This window comes from Marinibacterium sp. SX1 (assembly GCF_050389775.1).
In the GTDB taxonomy this organism is placed as follows: Bacteria; Pseudomonadota; Alphaproteobacteria; order Rhodobacterales; family Rhodobacteraceae; genus Marinibacterium.
Window position 1 is genome coordinate 2575001 of record NZ_CP177144.1, and the last position, 15306, is coordinate 2590306.

General features: G+C 64.2%; 10 protein-coding genes, 3 tRNA genes and 2 rRNA genes (1 of these 15 running past the window's edge). 13 read left to right on the forward strand and 2 right to left on the reverse strand.

Annotated features, from left to right (window positions below):
* From ACK3BB_RS11535 to rrf, 4 genes are all read left to right on the forward strand, one after another.
* Positions 1–60, forward strand: a tRNA-Ala gene (locus ACK3BB_RS11535) (it extends 16 nt beyond the left edge of the window).
* Positions 61–122: 62 nt separating this feature from the next.
* A tRNA-Ile gene (locus ACK3BB_RS11540) sits at positions 123–199 on the forward strand.
* A gap of 613 nt (positions 200–812) precedes the next feature.
* Positions 813–3628 (forward strand): 23S ribosomal RNA (locus ACK3BB_RS11545).
* Between the two features lie 218 nt (positions 3629–3846).
* Positions 3847–3961: ribosomal RNA gene (gene rrf / locus ACK3BB_RS11550) — 5S ribosomal RNA — on the forward strand.
* A gap of 89 nt (positions 3962–4050) precedes the next feature.
* Here the strand turns inward: rrf and ACK3BB_RS11555 are convergent.
* Positions 4051–5202 carry a WD40/YVTN/BNR-like repeat-containing protein gene (locus ACK3BB_RS11555; RefSeq protein WP_428924791.1) on the reverse strand — a complete coding sequence of 384 codons (1152 nt, stop codon included), beginning with the start codon at positions 5200–5202 and terminating at the stop codon, positions 4051–4053.
* A 162-nt stretch (positions 5203–5364) separates the two neighbouring features.
* On the opposite strand from ACK3BB_RS11555, the gene ACK3BB_RS11560 reads away from it, so the two are divergent.
* Positions 5365–5441: transfer RNA gene (locus ACK3BB_RS11560), tRNA-Met, on the forward strand.
* Positions 5442–5557: 116 nt separating this feature from the next.
* Here ACK3BB_RS11560 and ACK3BB_RS11565 read toward each other — a convergent pair.
* On the reverse strand, positions 5558–6760 hold the full coding sequence (locus ACK3BB_RS11565; protein WP_428924792.1) for a (R)-mandelonitrile lyase: 1203 nt from the start codon (positions 6758–6760) through the stop codon (positions 5558–5560).
* A gap of 379 nt (positions 6761–7139) precedes the next feature.
* Between ACK3BB_RS11565 and ACK3BB_RS11570 the strand changes: the two genes are divergently transcribed.
* The 8 genes from ACK3BB_RS11570 to ACK3BB_RS11605 are packed head-to-tail and all read left to right on the forward strand — an operon-like array spanning position 7140 to position 15304.
* Entirely contained in the window at positions 7140–8768 is a 1629-nt protein-coding gene (locus ACK3BB_RS11570; RefSeq protein WP_428924793.1) for a long-chain fatty acid--CoA ligase, read from the forward strand.
* A 32-nt stretch (positions 8769–8800) separates the two neighbouring features.
* Complete coding sequence (locus ACK3BB_RS11575; RefSeq protein WP_428924794.1) at positions 8801–10015, forward strand: acyl-CoA dehydrogenase family protein; 1215 nt, start codon at positions 8801–8803, stop codon at positions 10013–10015.
* 12 nt (positions 10016–10027) lie between these two features.
* Positions 10028–10807 (forward strand): enoyl-CoA hydratase/isomerase family protein, encoded by a 780-nt coding sequence (locus ACK3BB_RS11580; RefSeq protein WP_428924795.1) that lies wholly within the window; start codon positions 10028–10030, stop codon positions 10805–10807.
* Positions 10807–11970: an acyl-CoA dehydrogenase family protein gene (locus tag ACK3BB_RS11585; RefSeq protein WP_428924796.1), complete on the forward strand. Its 1164-nt coding sequence runs from the start codon at positions 10807–10809 to the stop codon at positions 11968–11970. Before ACK3BB_RS11580 ends, ACK3BB_RS11585 begins: the two co-directional genes overlap by 1 nt.
* Before the next feature lie 44 nt (positions 11971–12014).
* Complete coding sequence (locus tag ACK3BB_RS11590; RefSeq protein WP_428924797.1) at positions 12015–12785, forward strand: ABC transporter ATP-binding protein; 771 nt, start codon at positions 12015–12017, stop codon at positions 12783–12785.
* The gene (locus ACK3BB_RS11595; protein WP_428924798.1) at positions 12778–13485 is read left to right on the forward strand and encodes an ABC transporter ATP-binding protein; all 708 of its coding nucleotides are present in this window, start codon (positions 12778–12780) and stop codon (positions 13483–13485) included. Before ACK3BB_RS11590 ends, ACK3BB_RS11595 begins: the two co-directional genes overlap by 8 nt.
* Complete coding sequence (locus ACK3BB_RS11600) at positions 13482–14369, forward strand: branched-chain amino acid ABC transporter permease (RefSeq protein ID WP_428924799.1); 888 nt, start codon at positions 13482–13484, stop codon at positions 14367–14369. The genes ACK3BB_RS11595 and ACK3BB_RS11600 overlap by 4 nt, the downstream gene beginning before the upstream one ends.
* Positions 14369–15304, forward strand: a complete 936-nt coding sequence (locus tag ACK3BB_RS11605) for a branched-chain amino acid ABC transporter permease (protein ID WP_428924800.1) — start codon at positions 14369–14371, stop codon at positions 15302–15304. Before ACK3BB_RS11600 ends, ACK3BB_RS11605 begins: the two co-directional genes overlap by 1 nt.
* The last annotated feature ends 2 nt before the right edge of the window (positions 15305–15306 follow it).

Sequence of the window (15306 nt, forward strand, 5' to 3'; positions counted from 1 at the left end):
TGGGAGAGCGCCTGATTTGCATTCAGGAGGTCAGGAGTTCGATCCTCCTAGGCTCCACCAAGTTATGGCCCTTGTACAACCACTTATGGGCCCCAACCAAGCTTGCGAAAGCAAGGTCAGATGGGTCGGTAGCTCAGGTGGTTAGAGCGCACGCCTGATAAGCGTGAGGTCGGAGGTTCAAGTCCTCCTCGACCCACCATCGTCTCTTTTGCGAAGCAAAGGAGAGCGAGTGCGACAGGCTCTTTGCATGGCAAAGATGCCGAGAGGCACTCAGTTGAGGTCAAGCAAAGCATCTTCGGATCCCGATAGGCAGACAATGCCGATTAGACCGTCGAGCACTGAGCGATCAGTGTTCCATCGTCCAATCGGACGTCTTTTACATCGTTTAGAGAGAAAAATATCAACACTGTTTGATCGCACCGAGTGTGGTGTGGATCTCAGTCGTTCCTCTTCGTGCTCAAGTAGCGCTCCGCGCGGTAGCACATAAGAAGAGGCGGCAGCCGGACCGAGTGCTTCCTCGCTCGTCCGATTGTATCGCGGCTGAAACGAACAGAGTTGTCCAAGTCAAGTACACTAACCAAGGATCCATTGGATCCTGGGCATCGCAAGCGAAAGCACGAGTGGCGATGTTCGGGAGTAATGGATCTGGGATAGTATGCTTTTTGGTCCGGAAACAGGGATCGAGGGTTGTTCCAGCTTCCCATATCGATCGCGATGGATCTTGATCGTTCTACCCGCTACCTTTGGGCACCCATTGCCCTCAAGTAGCAAAGCGGTAGGGCATTATATCATGTCTGTCTCTTTCTGGATCAAATCAAGCGCGAGAAGGGCGTTTGGTGAATGCCTTGGCAGTAAGAGGCGATGAAGGACGTGATACTCTGCGATAAGTCCTGGGGAGCTGAGAATAAGCTTTGATCCAGGAATTTCCGAATGGGGCAACCCACCAGAAAGTTTGTTATAATTGCCTTATGGCAGCTTATAGCGGGCTTAATCTGGTACTTATTACCTGAATACATAGGGTTTTAAGAGCAAACCCGGGGAACTGAAACATCTAAGTACCCGGAGGAAAGGACATCAATAGATACTCCCCTAGTAGCGGCGAGCGAACGGGGACCAGCCGAGCCTTGAGAGTGAGAAGAACATGTTGGGAAGCATGGCCATAGCGGGTGACAGCCCCGTATTCTAAGCTCGATGGGACGTATTAAGTAGGGCGGGACACGTGAAATCCTGTTCGAAGATCGGAGGACCACCTCCGAAGGCTAAGTACTCCTTACTGACCGATAGTGAACCAGTACCGTGAGGGAAAGGTGAAAAGCACCCCGACGAGGGGAGTGAAACAGTACCTGAAACCGAACGCCTACAATCAGTCGGAGCCCTTCGGGGTGACGGCGTACCTTTTGTATAATGGGTCATCGACTTGGTCTCACGTGCAAGCTTAAGCCGTTAGGTGTAGGCGCAGCGAAAGCGAGTCTTAATAGGGCGTCGAGTTCGTGGGATCAGACCCGAAACCGAGTGATCTAGGCATGATCAGGCTGAAGGTTGGGTAACACCAACTGGAGGGCCGAACCCACACCTGTTGAAAAAGGTCGGGATGAATTGTGCCTAGGGGTGAAAGGCCAATCAAACTCGGAGATAGCTGGTTCTCTGCGAAATCTATTTAGGTAGAGCGTCATCCGAATACCCCGGGGGGTAGAGCACTGGATGGGTAATGGGGCCCCACAGGCTTACTGATCCTAACCAAACTCCGAATACCCGGGAGTACTAGATGGCAGACACACTGCGGGTGCTAACGCCCGTAGTGGAGAGGGAAACAACCCTGACCTCCAGCTAAGGCCCCCAATTCATGGCTAAGTGGGAAAGCAGGTGGGACGACCAAAACAACCAGGAGGTTGGCTTAGAAGCAGCCATCCTTTAAAGATAGCGTAACAGCTCACTGGTCTAAACAAGTTGTCCTGCGGCGAAGATGTAACGGGGCTCAAGCCATGAGCCGAAGCTGAGGATGCCGTAAGGCATGGTAGCAGAGCGTAGTGTGACATAGTCTCATGTCTCCTTAGCAGGTTCGCCTGCATTGGAGACAAGAGGCTTTCGATGAAGCCGGGGCGTGAGCCATCCGGTGGAGAGATCACTAGCGAGAATGATGACATGAGTAGCGACAAAGAGTGTGAGAGACACTCTCGCCGAAAGTCCAAGGGTTCCTGCTTAAAGCTAATCTGAGCAGGGTAAGCCGGCCCCTAAGCCGAGGCCGAAAGGCGTAGGCGATGGGAACCAGTTTAATATTACTGGGCCAGGAGGATGTGACGGATCGTGGCGGCGTGCGTATCTTATCGGATTGATGCGTATCCAAGACGGTTCCTGGAAATAGCCCTCCATCAGACCGTACCCTAAACCGACACAGGTGGACTGGTAGAGCATACCAAGGCGCTTGAGAGAACGATGTTGAAGGAACTCGGCAAAATACCTCCGTAAGTTCGCGAGAAGGAGGCCCGGTACATGAGTGCCGGGGGCACAAACCAGGGGGTGGCGACTGTTTATTAAAAACACAGGGCTCTGCGAAGTCGCAAGACGACGTATAGGGTCTGACGCCTGCCCGGTGCCTGAAGGTTAAAAGGAGGGGTGAGAGCTCTGAATTGAAGCCCAGGTAAACGGCGGCCGTAACTATAACGGTCCTAAGGTAGCGAAATTCCTTGTCGGGTAAGTTCCGACCTGCACGAATGGCGTAACGACTTCCCCGCTGTCTCCAACATCGACTCAGCGAAATTGAATTGCCTGTCAAGATGCAGGCTTCCCGCGGTTAGACGGAAAGACCCCGTGCACCTTTACTACAACTTCAGACTGGCAACAGGACTGGGATGTGCAGGATAGGTGGTAGGCTTTGAACCGGGAACGCCAGTTTCCGTGGAGCCTCCCTTGAGATACCACCCTTCGCATTCTTGTTGTCTAACCGCGGCCCGTTATCCGGGTCCGGGACCCTCTGTGGTGGGTAGTTTGACTGGGGCGGTCGCCTCCTAAAGCGTAACGGAGGCGCGCGAAGGTTGGCTCAGAGCGGTCGGAAATCGCTCGTTGAGTGCAATGGCAGAAGCCAGCCTGACTGCAAGACTGACAAGTCGAGCAGAGTCGAAAGACGGCCATAGTGATCCGGTGGTCCCGAGTGGAAGGGCCATCGCTCAACGGATAAAAGGTACGCCGGGGATAACAGGCTGATACTGCCCAAGAGTCCATATCGACGGCAGTGTTTGGCACCTCGATGTCGGCTCATCTCATCCTGGGGCTGGAGCAGGTCCCAAGGGTACGGCTGTTCGCCGTTTAAAGAGGTACGTGAGCTGGGTTTAGAACGTCGTGAGACAGTTCGGTCCCTATCTGCCGTGGGTGTAGGAGACTTGAGAGGAGTTGCCCCTAGTACGAGAGGACCGGGGTGAACGATCCACTGGTGGACCAGTTGTTATGCCAATAGCAGTGCTGGGTAGCTATGATCGGACAGGATAACCGCTGAAGGCATCTAAGCGGGAAGCCCCCCTCAAAACAAGGTCTCCCTGAGGGCCGTGGTAGACGACCACGTCGATAGGCCGGAGGTGTAAGCGTAGCGATACGTTCAGCTGACCGGTACTAATGGCCCGATAGGCTTGATTTGATCCAGTAACAGGCAGACTGTTACCCAAATCAGACCAAATCGCATACACATCACATGATGTACAAAACCTGGACAACACGTTGATATTGACTGCAGGCCGCATGTGACATCCTCACATGCGCGCCTGGAACGTCAACGTGCGCCAACGCGCCTTTTGCCATGCAAAAGACGCTGCCTGGCGCCCGTCGCGCAAAGCGCGACGTTGGCTTTTTACTCGGTTTGGTGGCCATAGCGCGAGCAAAACACCCGGTCCCTTCCCGAACCCGGAAGTTAAGTGCCGCCGCGGCAATGGTACTGCGTCTCAAGACGTGGGAGAGTAGCTCACCGCCAAACCTAGCAAAAAGCCAAGCCTCTCAACGATGTAACAATCAAGATCACAAACGCGCCCCAGCAAGGGGCGCTTTTTGCGTTCGGGCCTACCCTTATCGTAGCAGATCCACGCTCAGAACCGTCGGAAGATGCTTGGCGATCTCGTTCCAGGTCTCACCTTCATCCGCGCTGGCATAGACCGAACCGGAATTTGTCCCGAAATAGAGCCCGGCGGTGGCATGGTCGTCGGTGGTCATGGCCTGCCGCAGCACCGTGAAATAGCAATTTTCCTGCGGCAGCCCGGCCCGCATCGGCGCCCAATCCACCCCGCCATTGCGCGACCGCCAGACCGCCGCGCTGGCCCCCGGCGGAAACCGCCCGATGGAATCTCCGTTCATTGGCAGGACCCAGATCGTCGCCGGGTCATGGGGATGCACGGCAATCGGAAAACCAAAGGACGAGGGCAGCCCGTCCGTCACATCGCGCCAGTTCCGCCCGCCGTCCTGGCTGCTCAGCACGCCGTGATGGTTCTGCTGGTACAGCAGGTCGTTCTCGCCCCGGGCCCGTACCATGTTGTGCACGCACATGCCGACCTCGGTATCGCTGCCGGCCGCCGGATGGTCCGTCGCGGCCCGTCCACAGGCATTGTCGCGCCTGTTGCGCCGCTCCCAGGTTTGGCCATGGTCTTCGGTGCCAAAGACACCCGCCGCCGAGATCCCGACCCAGCAGCGCGCGGGATCGGTGGGGTGGCGGACAATCGTATGCAGGGTCAGCCCCGCGCCGCCGGCCTCCCAGCTGTCCGCCGACGGGTGATCGGTCAGCCCGTCCAGGCGCGCCCAGCTTGCGCCGCCATCATCGCTGCAGAGCAACATGGCCGGACGCGTGCCGGCCAGCAGGCGCCCATGGGCCATGGACAGCGACCAGACGGAATCGAACTGGCCGGTGAAGGGGCCGGGCGGCAGCGGGGTCATGCCAAGTGTCTGGGCCAGCTCGGGATTGTCCCGCAGGAACCCATCGGCCTCGCCATCCGAGAGCTTGGCCAGCGTCCAGGTCTCGCCTCGGTCGGTAGACCGCCAGACACCCGCGCCGGTCCAGCCGCCGCCTCCCGCGGCCCAGATGCACCCGGCCGCCTTGTCGCCGGTCATGTGGTTGATCGGCCAGAGATCGCAGAAGGGCCCACGCAATGTCCAGCCCCGGCGATCAGGGCTGTCGAGCAGAAAGGCGCCCTTGGTCGTGCCGATCAGTAGCGTGACGTCCTGGTCCATGCGAGCCCCCTGGAACCGCCGAAAGCCTGGGCGCGATGATAACACGCCGCGCCGCTTCTGTCGTGGGAACCGTGGCCGGCAGGGCAGGGGGTGAGGATGTCATAATTTCCTTACAGATGCCCTTGCCTTCCCCGCGCCGGGGGCATAGCTAGGCGTCATTGGCGCGGGATGGAGCAGCCCGGTAGCTCGTCAGGCTCATAACCTGAAGGTCGCAGGTTCAAATCCTGCTCCCGCAACCAATAAACAGAAAACGCCCCGCGTCTTCGCCCGGGGCGTTTCTGCATTCAGGGGCCTTGAACAACCCGAGCCCGACGCGGAAGGGCAAACCTTGCCGCGCCTTCACCCGGTCTGGCCCTCACCGTGGCAAACAGCCGGCCGCCGTCGTGTATTCGGCATCTGACAGTTTCTCCATCCAGGTCACCGCAGAGCCGTCCACCGCTTCGGACAGCGCGATATGGGCCATCGGCCCGTCGGCCGACGCTCCGTGCCAATGGCGGGCGGCGGGCGGGATCATGACGAAATCGCCCGGGCCGGCGCTGACCACCTCCTGGCCCTCGATCTGCACCAGCGCACAGCCTTCGGTGACATACAGCGTCTGGCCCAGCGGATGGGTGTGCCACGCCGTATGGGCGCCGGCGTCAAAGCGCACCAGGCCGCCGCCCAACCGTGCCGCGCCGGGGGCCGAGAACAGCGGGCCGACGGTCACGGTGCCGGTAAAGGTGGCCTCGGGCCCGGCAAAGGTTTCACCATCGGCGCGCACGACCGACAATTCGGTCAGCTCGGGGGCGGGGGCCGCATCGGCTCGGGCTTCGAAGACCGCGCGCATCGGGCCGACGGCCGAAAAGGCCCGGGGCCAGCCGGTGTAATAGGCCAGGTGGCGCACCATCTCGGCGGCCTCGTCGCGGGTCAGCCCGGCATCCATGGCCCGGCCCAGGTGATAGCCCAGCTGTTCGGCCTGGCCCATGGCCACCAGCCCGGCCACGGTGACCAGGCTGCGATCGCGCGGGGCCAGCCCGCCGCGCAGCCAGAGATCGGCAAAGAGCACGTCATCGGTGTCATCGGCCAAGCCCGGCGCAAAGGGCCGTGCGTTGCGGTCGACCGAGGCCGCCCGGGCGGCTTCCTGGGGGGCGTCTGGCGTCAGCGGCGTGGCCCGCGTGTCGATCTCGACACGGATGCCCCGGGCGTCAAAGACCTCCTTCAGCTCGTAGACCGAAGAGATCGCCACCGGCCAGCCGGCGTAGAAGGCCAGGTGGGTGACCAGTTCGGAGAGTTCCTCGGGCGTCACGCCATTGTCCAGCGCCCGGCCCATGTGGCCGCGCACCTGGGCGATGCGCCCGCCGGCCACCAGCGCCGAGACCGTTGTCAGCGACCGGTCGCGGGCCGACAGGCTGTCGGCATCGGGCCAGACCGCGCCAAAGAGCACATCGTCGGTATAGCGGCCGAGCTGCGGCGCCACCTGATAGACCGCATCCGGGGCGATCCCGCCTTCGGGCCGGGTCTGGGCGTCGGCCGCGGTCATTGCGGTGGCCACGGTCATGGCGGTTGCGATCTTCTTCATCATCGTCTCCTTGGCTGGGGCGAGGGTGCCTGCTGTCAGAGATCGGGCCGATTGCCCCGGAGTTAAGGCCGCTCCGGGGGATTGTAGTAATGCTGGTGGTTCATCAATCGACGCGGCGCTTTGTACTCACGAATATGTCATCGCATTGCCCAGCTGAGCCCCGCCGCCCGTGCAGGTGCGGCAAATCTTTCGCAAGTGCGGCGCAGGTTTTCACATATATGTAGTTTCGCCCTCCGAAGCCCGGGCCGGAAGGGGCCAGCGTTTCACACTTGTGAAACTGAAATGCATGAACGGGTTTCCTTTTGACAGCGGCGCGGCGATGGCGCGAGATCGGGACACACGGGCGGAGTGGAGGCCGCCCCGGTGGGAGGAGTACCCGATGCGTGGCCTGATGCAGGACCGCCAATTGCTCGTGTCGTCATTGATCGAGCATGCCGGTCGTTATCACCCTGATGTCGAGATCGTGTCGCGGACCTGCGAAGGCCCGACCGTCCGGCAAACCTATCGCGGCCTGGCCGACCGGGCGCGTCAACTGGCCCGGGCACTGATCGCCCTGGGCGTGAAACCGGGCGACCGGGTGGCTACACTGGCCTGGAACACCCATCGCCATCTCGAGCTCTACTTTGCGGTCTCGGGCATCGGCGCGGTGCTGCACACGGTCAACCCGCGGCTGTTTCCCGAACAGATCGCCTATATCGTCAACCATGCCGGCGCGCGGGTGCTAATGTTCGACATCACCTTCGACGGGCTGGTCGCCGGGCTGCGCCCGGAGCTGGATACGGTCGATACGCTGGTCGCCCTGACCGATGCGGACCACATGGCGGGCATGCCAGAGGGCGCGCTGTGTTACGAAACGCTGGTGGCCGCCCAGGACAGCGCCTTTGACTGGCCGATGGTCGACGAGGATGCGGCTTCGTCGCTATGTTACACCTCGGGCACGACGGGCAATCCCAAGGGCGTGCTCTATTCCCACCGTTCGACGGTTCTGCATGCGATGATGCTGTGCCAGGTTGACGGGCTGGGCCTGTCGCGGCGCGACAGCACGTTGCTTTGCGTGCCGCTGTTCCATGTCAACGCCTGGGGCATTCCCTATGCCTCGGCCATGTGCGGGGCCAAGCTGGTGCTGCCCGGGCCCAGCCTGGATGGTGCCAGCCTCTATGACCTGGCCGTGGCCGAGCGCTGTACCTTTTCGCTGGGCGTGCCGACGGTCTGGTTCGGGTTTCTCGACCATGCCGAGGCCCGGCCCGACGCCCGCGAGGCCCTGTCGTTCCAGCGCATCCTTGTCGGCGGGGCGGCGGCGCCGCGGGCGCTGATCCGCCGGCTGCGGGCGCTGGGGATCGACGGGCGCCAGGCCTGGGGCATGACGGAAACCAGCCCGGTGGCCACGGTGGGCAACCTGCTGCCGCGCCATGACGGGCTGGACGAAGACGCGCTGATCGACGTGATCTGCTGCGGCGGCCGGCCGGTCTATGGCGTCGAGTTGCGCCACCTGGGCGATGATGGCCAGGTGCTGCCGCGCGACGGGGTCAGCCCGGGCGAATTGCAGGTCCGCGGGCCCTGGGTGACATCAGGCTATTTTGGCCAGGATGGCACCGGGCCCGATGATCAGGGCTGGTTCGACACCGGAGACATTGCCACGCTGGACGCCGATGGGTTCGTGCGCATCACCGACCGGTCGAAGGATGTGATCAAGTCGGGCGGCGAGTGGATTTCCTCGATCGACCTGGAAAACGCGGCCATGGCCCATCCCGACGTGGCCGAGGCCGCGGTGATCGGATTGGCCCATCCCAAGTGGCAGGAACGGCCGTTTCTCATTGTCGTGCCCCGCCCGGGGGCCGAACGCCGGCCCGAGGCACTGCGCACGTTCCTGGCCGGGCATGTGGCCGGTTGGTGGCTGCCCGATGACATCGCCTATGTCGATGAAATCCCGCACACGGCCACGGGCAAGATCCAGAAAACCGCGCTGCGCCAGCAGTTTGCAGATCACGTGCTGCCCGACGCGCGCTGAGCGCCACGGGGCGGCAGAGGAAGGGGGGAGAGATGACCGGATTGACGCTGGAAGACGAGGATGGCGGGCTGGCCTTGCTGCGCGAGAGCGTGGCGGGGTTTGCCGAGCGGCACGGCGGGGTCGCGGGCTTTCGCCGCCGCCGGGCGGCCGGGGCGGACCTGGACCGGGCGACCTGGACGGCCATGGCCGAGGCCGGATGGCTGGGCCTGCTGCTGCCCGAGGATCTGGGCGGTGCCGGGCTGGGCCTGGCCGAACAGGCAGTGCTGAGCGAGGCCCTGGGCCGGGCGCTGATCACCGAGCCGCTGGCCCAGCTGGCGGTTCTGGGCGGCACGTTGCTGGCCGGGCTGGGCGAGGGCGCCGAACGCCGGCGGCTGGCCGAGGGTCTGGCCGGTGGCACGGCGCTGGTCGTGCCGGCCTGGCAAGGGCCCGATGGCGCGCCGGCGCCGGTGACGGCCACGGCCGAGGGTGATGGTTATCGGCTGACCGGCCGGTTGCATTTCCTGCCGTTGGGCGCGTCGGCCACCGACCTGGTCGTGCTGGCCCGGGCCGGAGGCGAGGACCTGCTGATCAGCCTGCCTGCCGGGGCGCCGGGCCTGCGGATCGAGACCCGGCCGACGCTGGACGGCGGCCAGATGGGCACGCTGCACCTGGACGATGCCGCCGCCGGGCCCGGGGCGCTGCTGGCCGGGGGCAACAGCGTCGGCGCGGCGCTGGATCGGGCGGTATCCGTGACCCGGCTGGCCCTGGCCGCCGAGATGGCCGGCATTGCCACCCGGGCGATCGCCGACACCATCGCCTTTACCCGGCAACGGGTTCAGTTCGGCCGGCCGATCGCGGCGTTCCAGGTCGTGCAGCACCGGCTGGTCGACATGTGGTCGGATGCCGAATTCGCCTGTGCGGCGGTGGTCAACGCCGTGGAGCGCGCGGCCGAGGCGGGCGGCCCGGTCGGCGGCCCGGCATATGCCATGGCCGATGGTATGGCCGGTGACCCGGCGCACGACATGACCGACGACATGATGACCGACGACATGGCGGGGGCGCTGGCCGTGCTGGCCGCCAAGGCCCGGGCCGGGGATGCGGCGGTGTCGATCACCCGCCGGGCGATCCACCTGCACGGGGCCATGGGCTTTACCGACGAATGCGACATCGGGCTGTTCATGAAACGCGCCGTCGCCCTGAACGCAACCCTGGGCCAGCCCGACGCGCTGCGCCTGCAATTCGTGGCACGCGAACGCGCCGCCGCCTGAAAGGACCCTGCCTTGGACACCTCCCTGATCAGGACCGACATCACCGATCATGTCGCCACCGTCACGCTGGACAACGCGCCGGTCAACGCCCAGTCGAAGGATTTCATGGAAGAGCTGATCTCGGTCTTCGACGAGCTGAACGCCACCCCGGGCGTGCGCGCCGTGGTGCTGACCGGCAACGGCAAGTGCTTCTCGGCCGGGGCCGACATCAAGGGCCGGTCGAAACAGGCGGAATGGGCCCCGGGCGAGGTCTATCGCCACCTGCGCCGGGCCCGCGAGGTGGGCTTCGTGATCATGGAGATGAACATTCCCGTCATCGCCGCGGTCAACGGCCCGGCCCTGGGCGCGGGGATGGGGCTGGCGATCTGTTCCGACATCATCGTGGCCTCGACCAACGCGGTCTTCGGCCTGCCGGAAATCGACATCGGCCTGATGGGCGGCGTGCGCCACACGATGCGTGTCTTTCCCGTCGGCCTGACCCGGCGCATGGTGCTGACCGGCTACCGGGTGCCGGCCGAAGAGCTCTATCGCCGCGGCCTGATCGAGGCCTGCGTCGCGCCCGAGGCACTGATGCCCACGGCGATGGACATGGCCCGGTCGATGGCCTCGAAGAGCCCGACGGCCATCCGCCTGGCCAAGCGCGCGCTGAACACGGTCGAGACGATGGGCCTGAAGGACGGCTATCGCTTCGAGCAGAACCTGACCGTCGAGATGACCCACCATCCCGACAGCAAGGAAGCCATGGCGGCCTTTCTCGAAAAGCGGCCGGCGGTCTTCGGGGATGACGCGTGATGGCCGGGCAGCAGGACTGGAACGCGCTGAGCGACGGTGACTTCCGGGCGATCTTTCGCGACTGGGTCGAGGAGAACTGCCCCGCCCACCTGCGGTTCATGCGCAACCAGCGGCCGGTCTTCGACGAGGTGGCCGAATGGTATCACCTGCTGGCCGAAAAGGGCTGGCTGTCGCCGGTCTGGCCGCAGGAATACGGGGGCATGGGCCTCGATGCGGGCAAGCACATCGTCTATGTCGAGGAATGGGCCCGGCTGGGCTGTCCGCGCATCCCCGATCACGGCATCGGCCTGACCGGCCCGCTGCTGATCCGCCATGGCAGCCAGGCCCAGAAGGATTACTTCCTGCCGCGCATCCTGAGCGGCGAACATGTCTGGTGCCAGGGCTATTCCGAGCCCGGCGCCGGGTCGGACCTGGCCAGCCTGCGCACGGCCGCCGTGCGCGACGGCGACGATTTCATCGTCAACGGCCAGAAGATCTGGACCACGCTGGCCCATTGCGCCAACTGGATCCTGCTGCTGGTGCGCACGACGACCGATCCCGAGCGGCGCCAGAAGGGCATCACCGTGCTGCTGGCCGACATGAGCGATCCGGGGGTCAGCGTCCGGCCGATCCCGAACCTGCGCCAGGAAGCCGATTTCTGCGAGGTCTTCTTCGACAATGTCCGGGTGCCGGCGGCCAATGTCGTGGGCGAGGTTGACCAGGGCTGGGCGCTGGCCAAGGCCGTGCTGGGCCACGAGCGGATTTTCCTGGGCGCCCCGTCGCGGCCCGAATATGCCATCCGCCGGCTGGAACGGCTGGCCCGCGATCGCGGGGCCTTTGACGATCCGGGCTTCGTGGCGCGGTATGCCCGGCTGCGGCTGGATCTCTATGACCTGGGCTCGGCCTTTGAACGGTTCGCCCGGGTGCTGCGCGCGGGGGGCGAGCTGGGGGCCGATGTGTCGGTGCTCAAGATCTTCTGTTCCGAGCTCTACCAGCGCATCACCGAGGAAATGCTGACCGTGGCGGGCGAGGAGGCCCGGTGCTGGGACGACCTGATGACGGCCGAGGGCGAGGTCGATGCGATGAACCTCTACCTCGACAGCCGCGCGCCGGCGATCTTCGGCGGGTCGAACGAGATCCAGCGCGGGGTCCTGGCCAAGGGCGTGCTGGGCCTGCCGTCCTGAGGACGGCCGGCACAACGAGGCAATCGGCGTTGGGGGAGGGGACGATGTCCGACGACAAGGAGACGGTCCATGCGCTGGAGGCGCGGGGGATCGGCAAGCATTTCGGGTCCTTCTGGGCCGTCCGCGACGTGGATCTGAAGGTCCGGCAGGGGTCGATCCATGCGCTGATCGGGCCGAACGGGGCAGGCAAGACAACCTGTTTCAACCTGCTGACCAAGACCCTGCAGCCCTCGACCGGGCAGATCCTGCTGAACGGCCACGACATCTCGCGGCTGCGCACCAGCGAGGTGGCCCGGCGGGGCATGGTCCGGTCGTTCCAGATCTCGGCCATCTTTCCCGACATGACGGTACTGGAAAACGTCCGGGTGGCGTTACAGTCGAACCATGGCGGGGCCTGGCGGTTCTGGGCGCCGCTGTCGTCGATCCACGGGCTGAACGCCCGGGCCGAGGCGCTTCTCGATGACGTCGGCCTGGCCGATGCGCGCGATCTCAAGGCGGCCGAGCTGTCCTATGGCAAGAAGCGGGCGCTGGAAATCGCGACGACGCTGGCGCTGGATCCGCAGGTCATGCTGCTGGACGAGCCGACGGCCGGCATGGGCCACGAGGATATCGAGCCGATCACCGCGCTGATCCGCAAGGTGTCGCGGGGGCGGACCATCCTGATCGTCGAGCACAACCTGTCGGTGGTCTCGACCCTGTCGGACCGCATCACCGTGCTGCAGGCCGGACAGGTGTTGATGGAAGGCACCTATGCCGAGGTCTCGGCCGATGAACGGGTCATCGCCGCCTACATGGGAGGAACCGAGGATGCCTGACGCACCGCTTCTTCAAGTGCGCGACCTGTCGGCCTGGTATGCCGAAAGCCAGGCGCTGCAGGGGGTGGGCTTTGACGTGCACCGGGGCGAGCTGGTCACGCTGATCGGGCGCAACGGGGCGGGCAAGTCGACCACGCTGCGGTCGATCATGGGCATCGTGCGCAACCGCACTGGCTCGATCCGCTTCGAGGGCCGCGAGCTGATCAACCTGCGCACCTACCAGATCGCGCGGGCGGGCATCGCCTGGTGTCCCGAGGAACGCGGCATCTTCGCCTCGCTGTCGGTGCGCGAGAACCTGTCGCTGCCGCCGGTCCTGATGGACGGCGGGATGAGCGACGAAGCCCTGCTGGACACCTTTCCCAACCTGCGGGCCCGGGCAACGTCGGGCGGGATGAGCCTGTCGGGTGGCGAACAGCAGATGCTGGCCATCGCGCGCATCCTGCGCAACGGCGCGCGCTTCCTGCTGCTCGACGAGCCCAGCGAAGGCCTGGCCCCGGTGGTGGTCAAGGAGATCGGCAACCAGATCCGCCGGCTCAAGGCCCAGGGCTACACGATCCTGCTGGTCGAGCAGAACCTCAACTTCGCCCGGTCCGTGGCCGATCGCTACGTGGTGATCGAACACGGGCAGGTCGTGGACCAGCTGAACAACGACGACCTGGCCGCCGATGCGGACCGGGTGCGGACCTACCTGGGAGTATGACGATGTTCGACGGGATCACCCCGCAGCTCTTGTTCGGCCAGCTTCTGATCGGCATCATCAACGGGTCGTTCTATGCCATGCTGGCCATGGGCCTGGCGATCATCTTCGGCCTGATGCACGTGGTCAACTTTGCCCATGGCGCGCAATACATGCTGGGCGCCTTCGTGGCCTGGCTGCTGCTGTCGACCCTCGGCGTGCCCTATTGGGGGGCGCTGTTCATCGCGCCGGTCGTCGTGGCGATCTTCGGGATCGTGATGGAACGATTGATCCTGAAACCCATAGCCAATCTCAACCATCTCTATTCGCTGCTGGTCACCTATGCCGCGACGCTGGTCATCGAAGGCCTGGTCCGCCAGCAATTCGGCTCGACCGGGCTGCCCTATAGTTCGCCGCTGCCCGGCGGGGTCAACCTGGGGTTCATGTTCATGCCCTGGTACCGGCTCTGGGTGGTCTGTTTCTCGGTCTTCGTCTGCCTGGGCACCTGGATCCTGATCGAACATACCAAGCTGGGCGCCTACCTGCGCGCGGCCAATGAACAGCCCGAGATCGTCGAGAGCTTTGGCATCAACGTGCCGCGCATGATGACCCTGACCTACGGGTTCGGCGTCGGGCTGGCCGGGCTGTCGGGCGTGCTGGCCGCACCGATCTACCAGGTCTCGCCCTCGATGGGTTCGTCCTTGATGATCACCATCTTCGCCGTGGTCGTGATCGGCGGCATGGGCTCGATCATCGGGGCCATCCTGACCGGCTACCTGCTGGGCATCGTCGAGGGTCTGACCAAGGTGTTCTACCCCGAAGGCGCCAACCTCGTGATCTTCTTCATCATGCTGCTCGCCCTGATCCTGCGGCCGAGCGGGCTGTTTGCCGGACCGGAGAAATCCTGATGCGCGTCGTCCTTCTGCTGGCTGGCCTTGCCGTGGCCCTGGCCCTGCCGTTCTTCGTCTATCCCGTGCTGCTGATGACGATCCTGTGCTTCGTCGTCTTCGCCACGTCCTTCAACCTGCTGCTGGGCTATGCCGGGCTGCTCTGCTTCGGCCAGGCCATGTTCCTGGGCCTGTCGGCCTATGTCACCGGCTGGCTGCTCAAGTCGACGGGCCTGTCGCTCGAACTGGGCATCCTGGGCGGGGCGCTGGTCTCGGCCGCGCTGGGCGCCTTTGTCGGCTGGGTCGCCGTGCGCCGGTCGGGCATCCAGTTTGCCATGATCACCTTTGCCTTCGCCCAGTTCGTCTATTTCCTGCTGCTGCAATCCGAGTTCACCGGCGGCGAGGACGGCATGCAGGGCATTCCCCGGGCCGATCTCTTCGGCCTGGTCGATGTCAGCGACAACCTCACGCTGTACTACGTCGTGCTGGGCTTCACCGCGCTGGCCATCCTGGCCGTCTACCGGGTGATCCATTCGCCCTTCGGCGAGGTGCTGCAGGCGATCCGCGACAACGAGGCCCGGGTGGAATCGCTGGGGTTCCGGCCCGAGCGGTTCAAGATCATCGCCATGACGATCTCGGCCGGTATCGCGGGCTTTGCCGGGGGGATGAAGGCCACGGTCTTCCAGTTCGCCACCCTGACGGACGTGTCCTGGCACATTTCCGGCGAGGTCATCCTGATGACCCTGCTGGGCGGGCTGGGCACGCTGAGCGGGCCGATGGTCGGGGCGGCCATCGTCATCGGGCTGAACGACGAGCTGGCCCAGTTCGGCGAATGGGCCCTGATCGCCCAGGGTGTCATCCTGATCCTCGTCATCCTGTTCTTCCGCCGGGGCGTGGTCGGCGAGGCCGCCGCGCTCTATCGCCGGCTGCGCAACGGCCGCACCGGGGGCGCGTGATG